Source organism: Mesorhizobium sp. M7A.F.Ca.US.008.03.1.1, assembly GCF_003997495.1.
Classification (GTDB): Bacteria; Pseudomonadota; Alphaproteobacteria; order Rhizobiales; family Rhizobiaceae; genus Mesorhizobium.
The window spans coordinates 278,090-294,634 of record NZ_RZRU01000002.1; the positions used below are offsets into that span (position 1 = coordinate 278,090).

Annotated in this window: 22 protein-coding genes; 12 read left to right on the forward strand and 10 right to left on the reverse strand. The window is 62.2% G+C overall.

Annotated features, from left to right (window positions below; all coding sequences use genetic code 11):
• The first annotated feature begins 129 nt into the window (after positions 1 to 129).
• Positions 130 to 570 (forward strand): hypothetical protein, encoded by a 441-nt coding sequence (locus EOA16_RS04235; RefSeq protein ID WP_127255770.1) that lies wholly within the window; start codon positions 130 to 132, stop codon positions 568 to 570.
• Between the two features lie 72 nt (positions 571 to 642).
• Here the strand turns inward: EOA16_RS04235 and EOA16_RS04240 are convergent, their stop codons facing one another.
• Complete coding sequence (locus EOA16_RS04240) at positions 643 to 2,265, reverse strand: ABC-F family ATP-binding cassette domain-containing protein (RefSeq protein WP_127255771.1); 1,623 nt, start codon at positions 2,263 to 2,265, stop codon at positions 643 to 645.
• 272 nt (positions 2,266 to 2,537) lie between these two features.
• On the opposite strand from EOA16_RS04240, the gene EOA16_RS04245 reads away from it, so the two are divergent.
• Positions 2,538 to 2,825, forward strand: a complete 288-nt coding sequence (locus EOA16_RS04245; RefSeq protein ID WP_127255773.1) for a hypothetical protein — start codon at positions 2,538 to 2,540, stop codon at positions 2,823 to 2,825.
• Between the two features lie 162 nt (positions 2,826 to 2,987).
• On the opposite strand, the gene EOA16_RS04250 is transcribed toward EOA16_RS04245, so the two are convergent.
• Entirely contained in the window at positions 2,988 to 3,587 is a 600-nt protein-coding gene (locus tag EOA16_RS04250; protein WP_127255775.1) for a YdeI/OmpD-associated family protein, read from the reverse strand.
• Positions 3,588 to 3,851: 264 nt separating this feature from the next.
• On the opposite strand from EOA16_RS04250, the gene EOA16_RS04255 reads away from it, so the two are divergent.
• Entirely contained in the window at positions 3,852 to 4,463 is a 612-nt protein-coding gene (locus EOA16_RS04255) for a hypothetical protein (protein WP_164754108.1), read from the forward strand.
• A 22-nt stretch (positions 4,464 to 4,485) separates the two neighbouring features.
• Here EOA16_RS04255 and EOA16_RS04260 read toward each other — a convergent pair whose 3' ends face one another.
• Complete coding sequence (locus tag EOA16_RS04260; protein ID WP_127255779.1) at positions 4,486 to 4,959, reverse strand: cupin domain-containing protein; 474 nt, start codon at positions 4,957 to 4,959, stop codon at positions 4,486 to 4,488.
• A gap of 65 nt (positions 4,960 to 5,024) precedes the next feature.
• On the opposite strand from EOA16_RS04260, the gene EOA16_RS04265 reads away from it, so the two are divergent.
• Positions 5,025 to 5,486: a MarR family winged helix-turn-helix transcriptional regulator gene (locus EOA16_RS04265; RefSeq protein WP_127255781.1), complete on the forward strand. Its 462-nt coding sequence runs from the start codon at positions 5,025 to 5,027 to the stop codon at positions 5,484 to 5,486.
• A 122-nt stretch (positions 5,487 to 5,608) separates the two neighbouring features.
• Entirely contained in the window at positions 5,609 to 6,337 is a 729-nt protein-coding gene (locus EOA16_RS04270) for an SDR family oxidoreductase (protein WP_127255783.1), read from the forward strand.
• Positions 6,338 to 6,353: 16 nt separating this feature from the next.
• On the opposite strand, the gene EOA16_RS04275 is transcribed toward EOA16_RS04270, so the two are convergent.
• Complete coding sequence (locus tag EOA16_RS04275) at positions 6,354 to 7,328, reverse strand: LysR family transcriptional regulator (protein ID WP_127255785.1); 975 nt, start codon at positions 7,326 to 7,328, stop codon at positions 6,354 to 6,356.
• Positions 7,329 to 7,344: 16 nt separating this feature from the next.
• The gene (locus EOA16_RS04280) at positions 7,345 to 8,250 is read right to left on the reverse strand and encodes a S1C family serine protease (protein WP_013530631.1); all 906 of its coding nucleotides are present in this window, start codon (positions 8,248 to 8,250) and stop codon (positions 7,345 to 7,347) included.
• A gap of 195 nt (positions 8,251 to 8,445) precedes the next feature.
• Here EOA16_RS04280 and yghU point away from each other — a divergent pair, with 195 nt between their 5' ends.
• A complete protein-coding gene (gene yghU, locus EOA16_RS04285; RefSeq protein WP_127255787.1) occupies positions 8,446 to 9,312 on the forward strand; it encodes a glutathione-dependent disulfide-bond oxidoreductase in 867 nt (288 codons plus the stop codon).
• Positions 9,313 to 9,399: 87 nt separating this feature from the next.
• Here the strand turns inward: yghU and EOA16_RS04290 are convergent, their stop codons facing one another.
• Together EOA16_RS04290 and EOA16_RS04295 are read right to left on the reverse strand one after the other, a co-directional pair.
• Positions 9,400 to 9,702: a DUF1236 domain-containing protein gene (locus tag EOA16_RS04290; protein WP_127255789.1), complete on the reverse strand. Its 303-nt coding sequence runs from the start codon at positions 9,700 to 9,702 to the stop codon at positions 9,400 to 9,402.
• 623 nt (positions 9,703 to 10,325) lie between these two features.
• Positions 10,326 to 10,544: an exopolysaccharide production repressor protein gene (locus EOA16_RS04295; protein ID WP_348630308.1), complete on the reverse strand. Its 219-nt coding sequence runs from the start codon at positions 10,542 to 10,544 to the stop codon at positions 10,326 to 10,328.
• A gap of 319 nt (positions 10,545 to 10,863) precedes the next feature.
• Between EOA16_RS04295 and EOA16_RS04300 the strand changes: the two genes are divergently transcribed.
• From EOA16_RS04300 to EOA16_RS04315, 4 genes are all read left to right on the forward strand, one after another.
• Positions 10,864 to 11,151 (forward strand): hypothetical protein, encoded by a 288-nt coding sequence (locus tag EOA16_RS04300; protein WP_127255792.1) that lies wholly within the window; start codon positions 10,864 to 10,866, stop codon positions 11,149 to 11,151.
• Between the two features lie 334 nt (positions 11,152 to 11,485).
• Positions 11,486 to 11,692 carry a hypothetical protein gene (locus EOA16_RS32840; protein ID WP_127255794.1) on the forward strand — a complete coding sequence of 69 codons (207 nt, stop codon included), beginning with the start codon at positions 11,486 to 11,488 and terminating at the stop codon, positions 11,690 to 11,692.
• Between the two features lie 647 nt (positions 11,693 to 12,339).
• Complete coding sequence (locus EOA16_RS04310; protein ID WP_127255796.1) at positions 12,340 to 12,639, forward strand: DUF1236 domain-containing protein; 300 nt, start codon at positions 12,340 to 12,342, stop codon at positions 12,637 to 12,639.
• Positions 12,640 to 12,710: 71 nt separating this feature from the next.
• Positions 12,711 to 12,923: a hypothetical protein gene (locus EOA16_RS04315; RefSeq protein ID WP_127255798.1), complete on the forward strand. Its 213-nt coding sequence runs from the start codon at positions 12,711 to 12,713 to the stop codon at positions 12,921 to 12,923.
• A gap of 304 nt (positions 12,924 to 13,227) precedes the next feature.
• Here the strand turns inward: EOA16_RS04315 and EOA16_RS04320 are convergent, their stop codons facing one another.
• Positions 13,228 to 13,779, reverse strand: coding sequence for an isochorismatase family protein (locus EOA16_RS04320; RefSeq protein ID WP_127255800.1), 552 nt, complete (start codon positions 13,777 to 13,779; stop codon positions 13,228 to 13,230).
• 168 nt (positions 13,780 to 13,947) lie between these two features.
• Here EOA16_RS04320 and EOA16_RS04325 point away from each other — a divergent pair, with 168 nt between their 5' ends.
• Positions 13,948 to 14,037, forward strand: coding sequence for a putative RiPP precursor (locus tag EOA16_RS04325; RefSeq protein WP_127255802.1), 90 nt, complete (start codon positions 13,948 to 13,950; stop codon positions 14,035 to 14,037).
• 216 nt (positions 14,038 to 14,253) lie between these two features.
• Positions 14,254 to 14,349 carry a putative RiPP precursor gene (locus EOA16_RS04330; protein WP_127255804.1) on the forward strand — a complete coding sequence of 32 codons (96 nt, stop codon included), beginning with the start codon at positions 14,254 to 14,256 and terminating at the stop codon, positions 14,347 to 14,349.
• Positions 14,350 to 14,383: 34 nt separating this feature from the next.
• Here the strand turns inward: EOA16_RS04330 and EOA16_RS04335 are convergent, their stop codons facing one another.
• Both EOA16_RS04335 and EOA16_RS04345 read right to left on the reverse strand, forming a co-directional pair.
• On the reverse strand, positions 14,384 to 15,580 hold the full coding sequence (locus tag EOA16_RS04335) for a hypothetical protein (protein ID WP_127255806.1): 1,197 nt from the start codon (positions 15,578 to 15,580) through the stop codon (positions 14,384 to 14,386).
• Positions 15,581 to 15,774: 194 nt separating this feature from the next.
• A complete protein-coding gene (locus EOA16_RS04345; protein ID WP_127255808.1) occupies positions 15,775 to 16,545 on the reverse strand; it encodes an exodeoxyribonuclease III in 771 nt (256 codons plus the stop codon).

The window sequence follows — 16,545 nt, forward strand, 5'->3', positions numbered from 1 at the left end:
GATTCGAACCCATACTGGAACCAAATCGCGGGACCTGGAACCAAATCACGGGCGAGACTGTTCAGTTGTAACTTTGACCCCACGCTGACATCCCGGCCGGCAAAGCGGCGACATTGAGGAGTTCTCACCATGAAGATTTCATCCGGATTTCGTTCCATCGCGGTTGCCGCCATCGCCACCGCGAGCATCGGCTTTGCCAGCGCCGCGCATGCCGACAGCGGCACGATCCGCTTCTCCGTCTACAAGGCGGCCTTCTTCGTCGGTGGTTCCGGAGGCAAGGGCACCTTCACATTCCATGGCAAGAGCTACCCGATCTCGATCGGCGCCGTGTCCGGAGGCCTGGCCTTCGGCGTGTCCAAGACATATTTCCGCGGCACCGTGCGTCACATCAGACGCGCCCGCGACGTGACCGGGGTCTACGGAGCGGCCGGCGGCGGCGGCACGATCGGCAAGGGCGCCCAGGTGATCCTCATGACCAACGACAAGGGTGCCCAACTCGAACTCTCGGGCAAGCAGGTCGGTCTGCAGGTCAACGCCGACCTCAGTGGCATGGCCATCTCGTTCGAGTAAGGCGGTCATTCCCACACGGACGATATCCAAGGGGCGGTGCCGGCTTCGACCCGGCACCGCCCTCTTGTCAGTTCAGCTCCTAAGCCCCGGCGCTTCCTGCCCGGTGCGCTCGACATATTCCGTATAGCCGCCGCCATAGGTGTGGATGCCTTCGGGCGTCAGCTCCAGCACGCGGTTGGAAAGCGCCGCCAGAAAATGCCGGTCGTGCGACACGAACAGCATGGTGCCCTCGTACTGCGACAGTGCCGTGATCAGCATCTCCTTGGTGGCGATGTCGAGATGGTTGGTCGGCTCGTCCAGCACCAAAAGGTTGGGCGGGTCGAACAGCATCAGCGCCATCACCAGCCGCGCCTTCTCGCCGCCTGACAGCACACGGCATTTCTTCTCGATCTCGTCGCCGGAAAAGCCGAAGCAGCCGGCGAGTGCCCGCAGCGGCGCCTGGCCGGCCTGCGGGAACGCATCTTCCAGCGTCTGGAACACGGTGCGCTCGCCTTCCAGCACTTCCATAGCGTGCTGGGCGAAGTAGCCCATTTTCACACTTGGCCCACGCGCGACCGTGCCGGTGTCGGGCTCGGAAGCGCCGGCGACCAGCTTCAAGAGCGTCGACTTGCCGGCGCCGTTGACGCCCATGATGCACCAGCGCTCGCGGCGGCGGACCTGGAAGTCGAGCCCCTCATAGATGGTGCGGCTGCCATAGCCCTTGTGGACGTTCTTCAGCGTCACGACATCCTCGCCGCAGCGCGGCGCCGGCAGGAAATCGAAGGACACGGTCTGGCGGCGCTTCGGCGGCTCGACGCGGTCGATCTTGTCCAGCTTCTTCACCCGGCTCTGCACCTGTGCGGCATGCGAGGCGCGCGCCTTGAAGCGCTCGATGAAGGCGATCTCCTTGGCCAGCATCGCCTGCTGGCGCTCGAACTGTGCCTGCTGCTGCTTGTCGGCGATCGCCCGCTGCTGCTGGTAGAATTCGTAGTTTCCGGAATAAGCGGTCAGCGAACCGGCGTCGATCTCGACCACCTTGTTGACGATGCGGTTCATGAACTCGCGGTCGTGCGAGGTCATCAACAGCGCGCCATCATAATTCTTCAGGAAGGACTCCAGCCAGATCAGGCTTTCCAGGTCGAGATGGTTGCTTGGCTCATCGAGCAACATGGCGTCGGGCCGCATCAGCAGGATGCGGGCCAGCGCCACGCGCATCTTCCAGCCGCCGGACAGCTTTCCGACATCGCCGTCCATCATCTCCTGCGAAAAGCCGAGACCGTCCAGCACTTCGCGGGCGCGGCCATCCAGCGCATAGCCGTCGAGTTCCTCGAAGCGGTGCTGAGCCTCGCCATATTTTTCGATGATCTCGTCCATCTGGTCGGCCTGGTCGGGATCGGCCATGGCCGCCTCGAGCGCTGCCATCTCGGCCGCGACTTCGGACACCGGCCCGGCGCCGTTCATCACTTCGGCCACGGCGCTGTGGCCTTCCATGTCGCCGACATCCTGGCTGAAATAGCCGATGGTGACGCCGCGATCGACCTGCACCTGGCCTTCATCAGGCTGCTCCTGGCCGGTGATCATGCGAAACAGCGTCGTCTTGCCGGCGCCGTTCGGCCCGACGAGGCCGACCTTCTCGCCCTTCTGCAGGGACGCCGACGCTTCGATGAAGACAAGCTGACGGCCGTTCTGCTTGCTGATGCTTTCAAGTCTGATCATGCGTTGTCCGGGGAATTGGAATTGGGAGGATTTTCCCCGGGCCATACGCGATGACTGGCGTAAGAGAAAGAGGCGCAAGCGCCGCAGCGCTTCACCCTCCCCCTTGTGGGGAGGGTCGGCGCACCTCAGACACACTCCAGAAACAAGATTCAACATCCGGGAAAAACTCGCGAAAACATCGCCTGTCATAACCACCCTCGCGGCGGTCAAGCGGCCTGCGGCACAACGCGAAGAAATGGTCCCGAAACATGCAACGACGTTCGACCGGATGGATGGGTGCCCTGACAGGCATTTCGCTCGCCATGGTGGCGGTCGCGCAATCGGGTGCGGATGCGACGGTCACCCGGAGCGAATATTGCAGCCGGCTCGGCCTTCAACTCGACGGAGCCATCCAAACGAAGGCCACCCCAGGCGCCAGCGCAAGCCAGATCGCCGAGGCAACCGCGCTCCAGGACAAGGCGAACCGGTTTTGTGCCGAGCGCAAACAGGCCCAAGGCATCAGGACCTACGCCAACGCCCTGAAACTCCTTGGCGTGACACCGGTCGACCTGAACCAGTGACATCCGCCGTCTATGCCTATGGCCATAGCGCCGAGGATTGCAGCATCTATTTCTCAGAACACCCGGCTTCGTCATACGGACCCACCGCGTGCACGACGCCATCCGTCAGGGTTACCCGGTCCATCCTCACAGCATTCATCCGCACTCGGACGCCTGAGGGGCTCACTTCCTGCCTTGCGGATGGATCGTCTCGCCGCGCTTCAGCATTGCCACAAACGCCTCGATCTTCTTCTTGCGCCCGGCCTCGGTCTTCATGTTGTGGGTGCGGAAGGCGAGCGCGAAGCGGTTTTGCGCGCTGAGTTTTTCAAACATGGCCTTCGCAGCGGGTTCGGCGTCTATGGCTGCTTGCAAATCATCGGGAATTTTCATCTGCTTGCCGCTGCCATAGGCGCGCGCCCAGCGCCCGTCGGCCTTGGCCGCCTCGACCTGTTTGAGCCCATGCTCGGTCATACGGCCCTCCTCGACCAGCCGCGCCACATTGTCGATGTTGATCAGGCTCCAGATACTCTTCCTGCCGCGCGGCGTGTAGCGCTGCAGGAAGCTCTTGTCGTCCAACCCCTTGCGCACCGCATCGATCCAGCCAAAGCACAGCACCACGTCGATGGCTTGCTTGGGGGTGATCGACTTCAGTCCCGACCCTGCCTTGTGAACCTTGATCCACACTTCGGTTTCCGTGGCGTGGTGCTTGCCGAGCCACGCGTGGAAACTGCCCGGATCCGGGAATTCATGAACCTTGTCGGGATCAACCTTGATCGGCGCCACTAGTTGGCCTGCCTGTTCGGTGTCGCTCGCGCCATCATGTCCTCTGTTTTCACTGCCATCCTGCCTCCGGCATCATGCCCATCGTCATCGACCAGAATGGCACGAGTCGCTGTCAGTTTCCGGCAGCAAACTTGGCGGGCAGGTACGGCGTTCCTTCACGCCCCTCGACCTGAACATTTTTCTCCCGGCCCCGCTGTATAAAATCCCGGAATACCTGCCATGCTCGCGCTCGGGCACGCCATCTCGCTCCCGGGGGAATACGCCATGAAATCTCTGTTGCTCGCCTTTGCGTTGTTTCTCCCCACGGTCGCCCGCGCCGAGCCGATCGAAACCCGGAAAATCATCACGGCTGTGACTGGCGACTTCAACGGCGACGGCGCCGTCGATCTTGCCATGGTGGTGGAGACCGAGCCCGGCCATCCGATGGACGTCCACTTCTTCCTCAGGGACAAGGAGCACAATTACCTCAAACCCGTCGAGATCGTGCACGAGCAGATCCACGGGGAATGGAACGGCTACGACCGGCCGGGTTACAACAACTCCGACACCGAGCCAGAACTGACGATGCTGCCCAACGGTTCGATCAAATTCTACCTGCCTGCGATGGAGATCGGCAGCGAACGGACCGACATGACGCTGACCATCGCCTGGCGCAATGATGCCTTCATCGTCGCCGGCTTTGCCTATGACCACTATGACTATTTGAAGGAGAATGCCGAAAGCGCCTGCGCGTACAATGTGCTGACCGGCAAAGGCACCAGCAGCGAAAAGCAGCCGGACGGCAGCACGAAGCACAAGACCGTCTCGGTCGAAGGCCAGACCATCGCCTTCAAGTACTGGAACCCGGGCACCACCTTCACCGCTTGCGGCGAGTGACCGGCGCCCTCTTCGACCGACTTCAGGTTGGCGGCGGCGCAGCAGGCGTCAGCCCGTGGCGGCGCATGATCTCCATCATCCTGGCCTTGTCCGGCGGACCGCCGGCGGCGGCGTTGAGCAAGCCGAAAGCCTTGCGGAAATAGTCCGGGCCGATCGCCGCCGGCGAGATGACGCACAGCGCCTTCGCATCCATGCTGCCATTGTTGTCGAAGCGGTGGACAGCGCCACGCGGAATGCACAGCGCCTCTCCCGGTCCGACCTCGATCGGCCTGCCATCGACGGTCCAGGTCAGTACGCCGTCAATGCCATAGATCGTCTCTTCATAGTGGTCATGGCTGTGCGCCGGCGCCGGCAGCCGCTGCGCGCCGGGCACCATCAGCTCGAAGGCAGCAACGCTGCCGTTCGAATTGTCGCCCGTCACCAGGAAGCGAACCGACAGACCGGTGGTGCCGATGATTTCGTTGGCTGGATTGACCTGAAGATTCATGACCGACATTGCGCAAACCCCTCCGGTAAACTACATTTACTAGTCATCAGTAAACTTAATTTACCGGATCGTCAATGACCACCTCAACGGAAGTTCTGAAGACCAAGACCGAGAACCTGTTGATCGGCGCCCTGCTGCGCGTGCCGGCACAAGCGATCCAGCGGCGGCTGATCAAGGAGCTCAACGCTGCCGGTTTCGACGAATTGCGCCTGCCCCATATGGCGGTGTTGCAGTTTCCCGGACCGGACGGCGCGCGGCCCGGCACCATCGCCGATCGTGCCGGTATGAGCAAACAGGCCATCAACCAACTGCTCAGCAGCCTCGAAGGATACGGCTATCTCGTCCGCTCAGACATTCCCGGCGACGGCAGTGCGCGCGTGGTGCGATCCACAGAACGCGGCCATGCCGCCTTCTGGAAAATGGTCGATATCCTGCGCGACATAGAGGAGGAGTGGCGCATCGAACTTGGGCCGGAGCGCTTTGCCCAGCTGAAAGCTTTGCTGTTTGTCGTCTGGGAAAGTCCGCTGGTGCGCTGAACCAGAGACGGCGTCCCTGCGCGGCTGACACGATCGGTATTTCCGATGGTGCCATCGGTTCCCTTGACCCACGCCGAACTGCCAATCCCTGCCCTTGTCCATCCAAGCAAAGGCAGAGCGAAATGAGCATTTCAAATCAAAAAATCCTGATCGTCGGCGGCGGCTCCGGCATGGGTCTGGCTCTGGCCAGACGCTGCGTCGAGGCCGGCGCCGAGCTGATCATCGCCGGGCGCGGCGAGGACCGGTTGCAACAGGCGCGCAAGGCGCTGGGCAACCCCGCCGACCTGGAGGTGGCGGCCGTCGACGTCACCCGGGAAGACCAGGTCGCCGCACTTTTCGCGCGTATCGGCGGGCTCGACCACATCGTCAGCACCGCCGCCGACATCGAAGGCGCCTACCAGCTATTGCCGGAGCTTGACCTGAAGGCGGCGCAAAAGGTGGTTGAGAGCAAGCTGTATGGCCCGCTGCTGCTCGCCAAGCACGGCGCACCGCGGCTGGCAGCGACCGGCTCGATGACCTTCGTTTCCGGCATTGCCGCCTACCGGCCGGCCGCACGCGGCTCCGTCGTTGCATCGGTCAATGCGGCGCTCGAAGGGCTGGTGCGGGCGCTGGCCGTGGAACTCGCGCCGATCCGCGTCAATGCCGTGTCACCCGGCTGGGTCGACACCACGATCTGGGCGCAGGTGGCCGGCGATCGCAAGGACGAGACGCTGGCCGCGATGGCCGAGCGGCTGCCGGTCGGGCGGATCGGCCAACCCGACGACATCGCCGACGCCATCGCCTTCCTGATCGGCAATGGCTTTACGACGGGAACGACGCTGCATGTCGAGGGCGGCCATCGCCTGATCTAGATCGCCGCCGCTTCCGTCAGGAGTTGTTTGCAAACAAGGCCTTGGAGCGGTTCGCCGATTCAAGTCCTGAACCAGCCTTGGCGGGCGACGGGACTGGCACCAGCGTGTCGCGCGCGGCAGTGAGCAATTGCTTGAGCGCCGGCGGCTGGACGCGCCGGCGGCGCCAGATCATCGCCAGCGGCGCCGTCTGTGCCTGGCCGGGCCATGGCAGTTCGACGACGTCGCCACGCGCGAGCGCGTCGCTAACGGCAAGGCGTGGAACGAGACCGAGCCCCGCGCCGGCCGCCACCAGCCGCGCAATGGCGCCGATGCTGCCGACCTCAGTGGCAAGTCTGGGAGCGGCAACGCCCGCCTCGGCAAAGGCCGTGTCGAACATGTGCCGGTAGATGCATCCGGGCTCCGTTGCCACGAAGCGCAGTGTGGCAAGGGTGGCCAGGTCATGCTCTGCGCCGCCTTGCCCCGGAGCCGCGACCAGCACCAGCGGTTCGGCTGCTATCGTGCGCTTGGCAAAGTGTTCATCGGACTTGTCCTTCGCGAAATCACGGCGGTCGAAGCAGAAGGCGACATCGATCTCGCCGTCCTCCAACTGGCGCAGCAGCGCGCCGCTGCCCGCCACCTTCATCCGCAGGGTGATGTCGGGATGGTCGGCCTGGAACCCGGGCAGCCAACGCGCCAGCCGGGCGGACGCGATCGTCTCCAGCGCGCCGATGGTCAGCTGCCCACTTGTCGAACCTGCCGCCGCCTGCACGGCCGCGCGCGCCTCGCCATCGAGCCGCAACAAATCTTCGGCGATCGGCTTCAGCGCCAGCCCAGCCGGCGTCAGCTCGAGGCCTGACTTCACGCGCGTGAACAGGGCTGCGCCAAGCTCCGCTTCAAGCGCCTGGATCTGGTCGCTGACGCTCGATTGCGCAAGGTGGACCACTTCTGCGGCGCGCGTGATGTTGCGGCTCCGAGCCACCGCCAGGAAGGTTTTGAGCAGTCTTGGGTGCATCGCGTGGCTGACTCGCCTACTGCAGCTGCGGCTTCTTCAGGAAACTGCCGCGATCGGCGGACTTGACGCGCAGCCAGGTTTCGCGGCCGTCGCGCAACACGCGCATCGGGATCTCTGCACCGGCCGAGCCGCTCTCCCACAGCTTGCGATAGAAATCGGCCAGCCCATCGACCGCGCCATCGCGGATGTCCGAGATGATGTCGCCCTGGCGCAGGCCGGCCTTGGCCGCCGGACCACCTTCGGTCACGCTCATCACCACCACCCTGCCGTCGCTTTCGGCCGACAGGGCGCCGAGCCACGGGCGCGGCGGCTTGGCCACCTGGCCGCGCGTCAGGAGATCGTCGAGAATTGGCGGCAACAGATCGATCGGCACGACCATGTTGATATCGGCGACCTCGCCGTTGCGGCTCATCTGCAGGCGCAGGGAACCAATGCCGAGCAGCGAGCCGTCAGCGCCGAACAGCCCGGCACCGCCCCAGGACGGGTGCGCCGGCGCAATGAAGATCGCCTCGTCCAGCAGATACTCCCAATAGCCGGCGAATTCCTGCTTGGTGACGATCCTGGCCTGCACCGACTGGCCGATGCCGTCGGCCAGCACCACGGCGTCGCCGATCCTGGCCTTGCCGGCATCGCCCAGCGCCACGGCCGGCAGGCCGAGCGGCGCCAGCGCCTGCACCAGCCCAAAACCCGATTCCTGGTCATAGGCCAGCGCGTGCGCGGGGATGACGCGGCCGTCATGGCTGGTCAGCCAGACTTCTTCCGCCTCGGTGATGAGATAGCCGATGGTCAGCACCAGCCCGTCATTGCGAATGACGACGCCACTGCCTTCCCTGAGCGTGCCGAGCGCCCCGGCCGTAAAGGCATCTTCGGGAACAGTGGCCCGCACGGCAACGACCGAGCGCGGATTGGGATTGATGGTCATGCTTTTGTCCTGGGTGGGCTTTGGTGACATCTTCTATAGGTATGCCACGCAGGAGAAGGCGCAAGGGTGAGGAAGAGCCCAATTGCCGATGTTGGCACTCCGGGCATCGATAGTAGTTCAACGCAAGTTGAACTTACACATCCGCAGCCCTAGTTTATGGCGACCTGCCATCCTTCCCCGACACGAGGCCACGAAATGACCGACTACACACCGCCGAAAGTATGGACCTGGAACAAGCCGAGCGGCGGAGCCTTTGCCAGCATCAACCGGCCGATCGCCGGGCCGACGCATGACAAGGAACTGCCGGTCGGCAAGCATCCGTTGCAGCTCTATTCGCTGGCGACGCCGAACGGCGTCAAGGTCACCGTCATGCTGGAAGAGCTTCTGGCGCGCGGCCACAAGGGTGCCGAATACGATGCCTGGCTCATCCGGATCAACGATGGCGACCAGTTCGGCAGCGGCTTCGTCGAGGTCAATCCAAACTCCAAGATTCCGGCCCTGATGGACCGCAGTGGCACCACACCTGTGCGCATCTTCGAATCCGGCTCGATCCTGGTCTATCTCGCCGAAAAATTCGGCGAATTCCTTCCGACCGAACAGCCGGCCCGCGCCGAGGTGCTGTCCTGGCTGTTCTGGCAGATGGGCTCGGCGCCGTATCTGGGCGGCGGCTTCGGCCACTTTTATGCCTATGCGCCGGAAAAGTTCGAATACGCCATCGATCGCTTCTCGATGGAGGTGAAACGCCAGATGGATGTGCTCGACCGCCGGCTGGCCGAGGTTGAATATCTCGGCGGCAAGGACTACTCCATTGCCGACATGGCCGTGTGGCCGTGGTATGGCGGGCTGGCGCTCGGCCGCATGTACAATGACTCCGGCGAGTTCCTGTCGGTGCAGGAGTACAAGCATGTGCAGCGTTGGGCCAAGGCGATCGACGCCCGCCCGGCGGTCAAGCGCGGCCGCATGGTCAACCGTGCTTTCGGCGAGCCTGCCATGCAACTGCATGAACGCCACGACGCCGGCGATTTCGAGACGAAGACGCAGGATAGACTGGCCGCCGAATAGGGCATCGCGGGTCGCGGCAAAGGAAACCCGCCACCGACGCGACGTCGGGGCGGGTTTTTTCCAAGGCCCAGTGCTGCGGGAACCCTCTTAGTGCAGCACTTCCACGATCTGGCGGGTCTCCGGATCGACAAGGACCGTGCGGTCATTGATCACCGCGACGCGGTATTTGACGTCCGGCACCTCACGCAGTTCGACAGTGTCCGGCACCGAAGATCCGAGCTTGAGTTCGACTCCCAGAAGGTTCACCGAGGCAAGCGGTTCCCTCTTGATGTATTCGCGAACGACCGTCTCCTGCTCCGGCTGGACGACGACGACGTTTTCCGCCAGCGCCGCACCAATGCCGCCCATCAGGGCGACGGCGGCCGCCGCACTCGTAAGATAAAGCTTCATGACCATTCTCCTGGTGATAATTAAATTCCGCCCTCATTGGAAACTCCACCGCTGCCGTGCGGTTCCATCGTAACTTCAGAATTGAAGATATTGCGATTTCGGTCCGGATATTGATTTGTTGCTGATCAGACGTTCGGCAGGCAACACGGAAAAGCATGAAAACTTGCACAAATATGTATGGATATTTAGGGGCGAAAAATTCTATCTGAAGCCGGATTGGCGAGCCAATCGGCCTCGCATCCCCTCATCTGGACGATGTGAACGGCTCCGGCACGAAAAAGGCTCGCCCCGCCGGGAGAAGAGCGAACCATGACGGTATCGATGGAGGTGGCAACCTCATCGGTACTGCCAGAGAACGCGAAGCATCAGCACTTGTTCCCCACCTGTCGGCCTGAGCAAGATGCGAAGCCGGTCGCGCATGCATCATGTTCCCATGATTGGCGCTGTGCCGAAATCTCCAGCAGGGATATGCTTAGACCTGGCAGTGTCTCAGTGACCAGATACCTTGCCGTCGGTCGTGATCGCGCTGGCGGCGACGTTCCCCGAGTTTGCCCCGGCGCACGCGCGCGAGTGGACAGCCTGGTATGGAAACGCCATTCCTGATCGGTCTCGGTTACCCGGTCTCAAAGCTGGACACCGTCGCGATGCAATGGCGGGAAGACGTCTACCGGATCCTGGCTCGGCACGATATCGTGTGTGCGCCTGAAGATCAGCCTCACGATGAGCACGAAGTAGCCGACCTGCAGGACAAGCAGCGTCGCTATCGTCCAGGCAAATGCCTCCCAGAAGGAGCCGGTGGCCATATACGTCCAGACCGCGACAATGATGGCCGTGGCTGACATTCCTACGAGAAACTGTCCAAAATACATGTTTTCCCAAAACCATCGAAACCGCGCCTGTTCCGATCAGTCCCTGCCTCATTCCCATTTCCCGCGGACAATATTTCACTATTTTAGCAACTTCGCAAGTAAGCGGCCGGTCGCCGCTACGCGCTCTCCCTTGCGCGACTTGGCAACGGTGGCGATCCGGAGCGCGGCGGGGGCTGGGCTGATGCGCCAGCCGTCGACAATCCAGAAGCACGCGGCTTTGCACTTCGAGCATGGGAACAAACGCAGGCACGCCGAGTTTCGCCTCCAGTTTTTTCAAGGACAGGAGGCCAGCATGGCACCGCGCAACAAACCAAGCGCCGACATCGAAGATGACGCACCGCAGGCGGATGGGCCTACCATCGAGCAGCAGGATTGGGATGCGATCAAGGGCGGCGAGATCCTGCCAGAGTCCGTGCCGGAAAACGGCGACATGCGTTACGGCACCGAAAAAGACGGCGATCTGCCCGACGAGAACGACGACAACGCGTACCAGGACAGCGACGACGCCCTCCCCGATGATGAGGAAGAAGCCGCAATCACGCGCGATCAGACCCGCGAGGGCCGATTCGACGAGACGTGAGCCATTCGTCGCCCAGACATGACTGCCTGTTGTTGAACTTGCCAAAGCCACATTTTCCATGCCCGGTTTGCGGGCAAATGTGCTTGGCCGGCTAAGTTTTCCGCCTAGGCATATATCAGATTTACCTAAAATAGCGGAACATCCAAGGGACATTATCGGAACTGAACAAGGCCCCTTGGACTTTTGCGCACGACGGATAAGACCTTGGTCCTACAGGAAAAAGCAAAAGCCCGGCGTGACCGATTGAAGCTTCCAACGAGGGAACATCGGGCCTCGCTTGTCGTTTGTCGCAAAGGCTCGGCACGCCGGGTGCCATGCCTTGGAGAACAGGGCGATGCCCCACCGATCCACCATCATCAGGACAGGCCATGGCCCAGGAACGGCGATCGCCGTGCTCATGGTTGGATTGACGGCGGTGGGCATCGTGTTCCTCGTCCTCGGCAGTTCGCTCTACTTCAGTGAGCAGCCTGCGGATCAACGTGCCCTGTCTTCGCCGCCCGCTCGATCGATACACGTGACCGACAGCAAAGCGGCAAACTGAACGAGCAACTGCTGAGCGATAGCGAGGTTGACGCCGCACGGCTCTCCAGGCTTCGGCCAGGAAGAACCGCCATTGCCGCTGCTGCGACGCGGCGGCCGTACTGGGGATGGTGCCAGCGGAGCGGACGGCTTCGGACGGTGTTTTGTCCACCGGAGATGCAATGCCAAACATCGCCGTCAAGAAGGATCGCCGATCCATAGTAACCTCCGATGTTGCATAAGCTGACGAAGCGCTCGCTTGCCAAATGAGCAGGCCGGCGCATGGTGAAAAATAGAGGATTCGCCAGCCGCCGGAGCGGCTTGCGAATCCTATCAGCGCAGGAAGGGACGTTGCTGCGCCGATCGACGACATGTCAGACCAGGACTATCCCTATCACCAGAAAGGTGACGGCCGTCGCGAAAATCGGTGCGAGCAACCAGCGCGCTTGGCCAACACTTTTGTCCATCTGTTTCTCCGAATTCCGGGAGACAAACAGCCGTAAACAGAGAGCCGTTCCCGTCGGTAAGACCAATGCGCTCGCGGACCAGACTTAAGTCGCAGGTCCTATCCGACCGAAGCCCCAGCGGGGGAACATTTTCATTTGGCTCAAGTTCAGTTGCCGTCAGCGTTGGACGATTCTGTCATGCTGAGTCGCAAGGAGAAACGGTATGAAAATGCACCTAACGGGCGCCGCAGCGGCGCTATTGCTATTGGCCGGAGTCGGCGCCGTTGCCGCTCAGGACGTTGTCATTCAGCCTGAACAGGACACGGTCATCCGCGAGTATGTGAAGAAGCAGCCCCTCGCTTCGGTCAAGGTTCCCGGTGTGGAACTGAATATTGGTAGCGCGTTGCCGGACACGGTCGAGCTTCATGAGATTCCCAATGTCAAATACCGCTACGTGGTGGTCGACAACCGCACCGTCCTGGTGGATCCGGGCACCCGCAAGATCATCAAGGTCTACGACTGAATCTCGAACTGACCCAACCCGCCGCCAGCCGTGGCGGCGGGTTGCCCAGCTTCCAATCAGGACGAGTGAAGATGATAAGCAAAGCTGTGACATCCACCGCGTTGGGCGTTCGCCTGGCCGATCTCCAGGCCAGGATGCATGATGCGCGGGTGACGGATGCCGACATGAAAACCTTTCAAAAGGTCGCGGCCATCATGGAAGATCGTCACGGCCGGATCGATGGCGACGACCTGATTGCGGCGTCGTTCCTCGCCGATCCGATGCGGGACTGGCAAACGCCCTGAGCGGCATGCCGACAACCAGCAGACTTTTTGATTCCCTGTACCGGGAAAGCGCGCCGAAAGTCTCAGCCGAATCCGCACTTTTGCTCCGGCCTATTCCGCTTTCGCGGAAGTTTCGAGCCGCCTGCAATGTGCAATGTTGCTAATGCGGCGGTACGAGCCGCCCTGGTTGACGCGGGCGCCCGAGCCATCCCAACAATGCGCCCCCCCGTCCGCGTCGACCACGGCAGCCGTTTGGCGCTGTCTTCCCTCGCGAAGTCCTCAAGCCGGCCCGCCTGATAACGCGGCCTGCGGCGACGTTCGGGCTTCAGCCGCCGACAAGCGCCTTTGTGGTCACCAGATTGACGCCGGCCTCGGCGAATTCGCCATTGTGCCTGATGATGACCTGCTCGGCACTCTCGCCGGCATTGTCCAGCGTGCTGTGCGCATCGGATACCACTGTCACGCCGAGCCCTCTGGCGATCGCGCCCTTGACCGTCGCGGCCACGCAAAAATCGGTCTGTGCACCCAGGAGCACGACAGCACCCGCACTCTGCCCGGCAACCCAGTCGCCGAAGGCGGGATTGCTGAAAGCATCGCGCACGGATTTGGCAAAGGTCGGCTCGTCCGCCGCTTGGCCAAGTGCGGGCCAAACCGGCCAGCCCGGTTCATCCGGTGCCAACGGATCGCCTTCGGGTCCGTCATGCCTGATAAAAGCGACCTTGCGCCCGCCGCGCCGCGCCCAGTCGATCACCGCCTTGGTGCGCTCGACAATATCAGGCGCATCATGGATCGGCGGTTCGTGCACGCCGTCGAACATACCGGTCTGGAGATCGATGACGATGAGCGGGGCGTTGTCTGGAAGGCTGGGTGCTGGCATGGGCTTTACATAACACGGCGGACAAGGTGATCAAGATTTCGCTCATTCCGGCGCGCCGGCAAAAAACACCACGCCGTCGCCGCTGGTGGGCGGCCAGTCGCGGATGGTGCGGTCGTTGCCGCCGGTGTCGCATCTGCCATTCTCGCCTGGGGATGAGGAGAAATCACAATGAAGAAGACTTACGCGAAGCCGACCTTCGTCAAGAAGGGCAAGCTTTCAGCCATCACGGCAAACGGCTCAAGTAGCCCCATACTATAGTCCCGGCGCATCTTTGGCCGGATTGCGCCGATGCTGTAGAAATCCTGGAAAGGTGGCAACGGTTTTCCGGCAGGAATTGCATTAAACAACGACTTGGAGAGAGGGCGCCTTGTCGCTCGCCATTGGATTTATTATAGATTTATTACTTTCAGCCCGCGTGGTTGACAGACGGTGGCAGTCTGGCATCATCAGGGTGGGATTTTAGGAGAGTCTGAAATGAAGAAGACCTATGCAAAGCCGACATTTTTGAAAAAAGGGCGTCTTTCCGCGATCACGGCGTTAAACGGCGCCTCGAATCCGACGCCGCAATAATTCCAGCGCCGCCTGATCCTGACGCTTCCAAGCCTCAACGCGTCAAGACAAGGTCGTCCAGGACCATTTGCCAATAGTGTTTCGTCGACAGGCGAACACGCGTTACTGATTTGAGCATCGGGGCGTAATGGAGCGGTGTGAGCGCTGACAGCGTGATCTGATCGCTTGAGATCAGTTGCTCGCCAAGCCAGCTTTCGATCAGCGCCACCTCGCCCTCCGACGCCAGCCAGGCGGCGCTCAGCATGACCGAGTGAAAGCCGAACGGCCGTTCGCAGCTGAATTCGGCCGGCAGCCCGCTGCTGGTGTAGAGCACGAAGTCGCCGGATACATTGCCATTGACATAACCTTGGCTGTCCTTGGTGTAGTCGCGCGCCATCGCATTCAGGTTGCGCCACGCCAATCCGGCATGACCGCCAGGAATTTTCCTGAAGGTGCGCGACGTCACATCGTCGAAACCGATCGTTTCGAGAGCGGCCTCAGTGGCGATGCCGGCGCGTTGCGGCGACAGCAGGCCGAGATCCGCCGGATAGGGCGACAGCGTCAGCCGCCGCTCCAGGCCGCCGCCACTGACGCTGACCGTGTCGGCGCCATCGGTCAGGTCGAAGCTGAAGACCGCACCCGGCGCCAGTGCCCGCGTCTCCAGGACATGCCCATTCCCCGACACGGAGAGGGTCGCTGGTCCATCGCCGGCAACGCGCCCGCTGACGCGGCGCGGCGGTGCCAGACCGACCGGCAGCAGCATCTCCTGCGATACCATCCCGGCCGGCGAACCCGGCAGCGGCTGGAAGTGTCGGGACTGAATGTCATTTTCGCTTTTCGCCTGCCAGCCGGGCGGCACCGAAACCACAAAGCGCCAGTTGCCCGGCTTGCGGATCACGGCCTTTCTGCTTTTCACCGACATGGGGAAATTGGCAAAGCCGGCATTGTTGGTGCGCGCGGACGCGGCGAGCTTGCCGGCTTCGTCATACAGCCGCACCATGATCCCGGCCATCGGCCGGTCTCCGGCGCCGTATTTGCCGTCGCGATCGACATCGAAATAGACGAAGGACGAGTAATTGAGCATACCCCCGCGGGCGTTCCAATCGGTACGGACGGCATAGTCGGCAGCCGGATTGGTCTGCCGCCGTCCCTTGCGGCGGCTGCGCTTCCGCCACAGCAGCCAGGAAACGACAGCAGCCGCAAGCAGCAAAATGGCGGCGGACAGTATCTCGACAGCGCCTAAGTCAGGCATGAAGCCTCGATTCACGAATCTTGTGGGTGATTGCGTTCATGGGCGATCCGGCTGCGTTGGAGTACTTTGCCGACAGGTTATTTGCATGTCGCCAAAAAGCGAACCCGGATTTGGGACAGCGACATGCATCAAGACAAAAGACTTAGAGCGCGTTGCATGGATCCGTTCAAGCGCGACGCATGAAAGCAGTCGCCTTACTTCAATTCCACCCACACCGGCGCATGGTCGCTGGCGCCGTCCTCGCCGCGCACGTCGCGGTCGATGCCGGCGGCGGTCAGGCGACGTGCCAGTTTCTTCGACAGCAGGATGTGATCGAGCCGGAGGCCCGCATCGCGCGGCCAGCGGTTGCGGCGATAGTCCCAGAATGTGTAAAGTGTTTCCTTCGGATGCTTCTTGCGCAGGGCATCAAGCCAACCCTGGTCGAGCAGGCGCTGGAACGACGCCCGGCTTTCCGGCTGCACCAGCGCGTTGTCGTCATAGGAGCGGGTGGCGTAGATGTCGCGCGGCTCGGGCACGATGTTGTAGTCGCCGGCCAGCACCACCGGCAGGCCGGTGTCGAGCAGCTGTTCGGCATGCACCTCCAACCGTTCGTGCCAGGCAAGCTTGTAGGCAAATTTCGGACCGGGCTGCGGATTGCCATTCGGCGCATAAAGGCAAGCGACGATAATGCCATCCACCGCCGCCTCGATATAGCGGCTCTGCCTGTCGGCATCGTCGCCGGGCAAGGCATCGCGGGTCAGCACCGGTTCCGAACCCCGCGCGAGGATGGCGACGCCGTTCCAGGTCGGCTCGCCCTTCCACACCGCGCCATAGCCGGCCGCCGCCAATGCCGAGCGCGGAAACTGCATGTCGCGTGCCTTCAGTTCCTGCAGGCAGACGACATCGGGCTTTGCTACAGCCAGCCATGCCAGCAAATTTTCGAGGCGACTGTTGACGTTGTTGATGTTGAAGGTGGCGATCTTCAT

Excerpts from the sequence above, each read along its gene's own strand:
- EOA16_RS04235 (WP_127255770.1), top strand. The coding sequence starts at position 130 with ATGAAGATTTCATCCGGATTTCGTTCCATCGCGGTTGCCGCCATCGCC.
- EOA16_RS04290 (WP_127255789.1), bottom strand. The coding sequence starts at position 9,702 with ATGAAGCTTTATCTTACGAGTGCGGCGGCCGCCGTCGCCCTGATGGGC.
- EOA16_RS32840 (WP_127255794.1), top strand. The coding sequence starts at position 11,486 with ATGCCCCACCGATCCACCATCATCAGGACAGGCCATGGCCCAGGAACG.
- EOA16_RS04245 (WP_127255773.1), top strand. The coding sequence starts at position 2,538 with ATGGGTGCCCTGACAGGCATTTCGCTCGCCATGGTGGCGGTCGCGCAA.
- EOA16_RS04280 (WP_013530631.1), bottom strand. The coding sequence starts at position 8,250 with ATGACCATCAATCCCAATCCGCGCTCGGTCGTTGCCGTGCGGGCCACT.
- EOA16_RS04240 (WP_127255771.1), bottom strand. The coding sequence starts at position 2,265 with ATGATCAGACTTGAAAGCATCAGCAAGCAGAACGGCCGTCAGCTTGTC.
- EOA16_RS04345 (WP_127255808.1), bottom strand. The coding sequence starts at position 16,545 with ATGAAGATCGCCACCTTCAACATCAACAACGTCAACAGTCGCCTCGAA.
- EOA16_RS04295 (WP_348630308.1), bottom strand. The coding sequence starts at position 10,544 with ATGTCAGCCACGGCCATCATTGTCGCGGTCTGGACGTATATGGCCACC.
- EOA16_RS04315 (WP_127255798.1), top strand. The coding sequence starts at position 12,711 with ATGATAAGCAAAGCTGTGACATCCACCGCGTTGGGCGTTCGCCTGGCC.
- EOA16_RS04260 (WP_127255779.1), bottom strand. The coding sequence starts at position 4,959 with ATGTCGGTCATGAATCTTCAGGTCAATCCAGCCAACGAAATCATCGGC.
- EOA16_RS04335 (WP_127255806.1), bottom strand. The coding sequence starts at position 15,580 with ATGCCTGACTTAGGCGCTGTCGAGATACTGTCCGCCGCCATTTTGCTG.
- EOA16_RS04275 (WP_127255785.1), bottom strand. The coding sequence starts at position 7,328 with ATGCACCCAAGACTGCTCAAAACCTTCCTGGCGGTGGCTCGGAGCCGC.
- EOA16_RS04255 (WP_164754108.1), top strand. The coding sequence starts at position 3,852 with ATGAAATCTCTGTTGCTCGCCTTTGCGTTGTTTCTCCCCACGGTCGCC.
- EOA16_RS04265 (WP_127255781.1), top strand. The coding sequence starts at position 5,025 with ATGACCACCTCAACGGAAGTTCTGAAGACCAAGACCGAGAACCTGTTG.
- yghU (WP_127255787.1), top strand. The coding sequence starts at position 8,446 with ATGACCGACTACACACCGCCGAAAGTATGGACCTGGAACAAGCCGAGC.
- EOA16_RS04325 (WP_127255802.1), top strand. The coding sequence starts at position 13,948 with ATGAAGAAGACTTACGCGAAGCCGACCTTCGTCAAGAAGGGCAAGCTT.
- EOA16_RS04300 (WP_127255792.1), top strand. The coding sequence starts at position 10,864 with ATGGCACCGCGCAACAAACCAAGCGCCGACATCGAAGATGACGCACCG.
- EOA16_RS04320 (WP_127255800.1), bottom strand. The coding sequence starts at position 13,779 with ATGCCAGCACCCAGCCTTCCAGACAACGCCCCGCTCATCGTCATCGAT.
- EOA16_RS04270 (WP_127255783.1), top strand. The coding sequence starts at position 5,609 with ATGAGCATTTCAAATCAAAAAATCCTGATCGTCGGCGGCGGCTCCGGC.
- EOA16_RS04330 (WP_127255804.1), top strand. The coding sequence starts at position 14,254 with ATGAAGAAGACCTATGCAAAGCCGACATTTTTGAAAAAAGGGCGTCTT.
- EOA16_RS04310 (WP_127255796.1), top strand. The coding sequence starts at position 12,340 with ATGAAAATGCACCTAACGGGCGCCGCAGCGGCGCTATTGCTATTGGCC.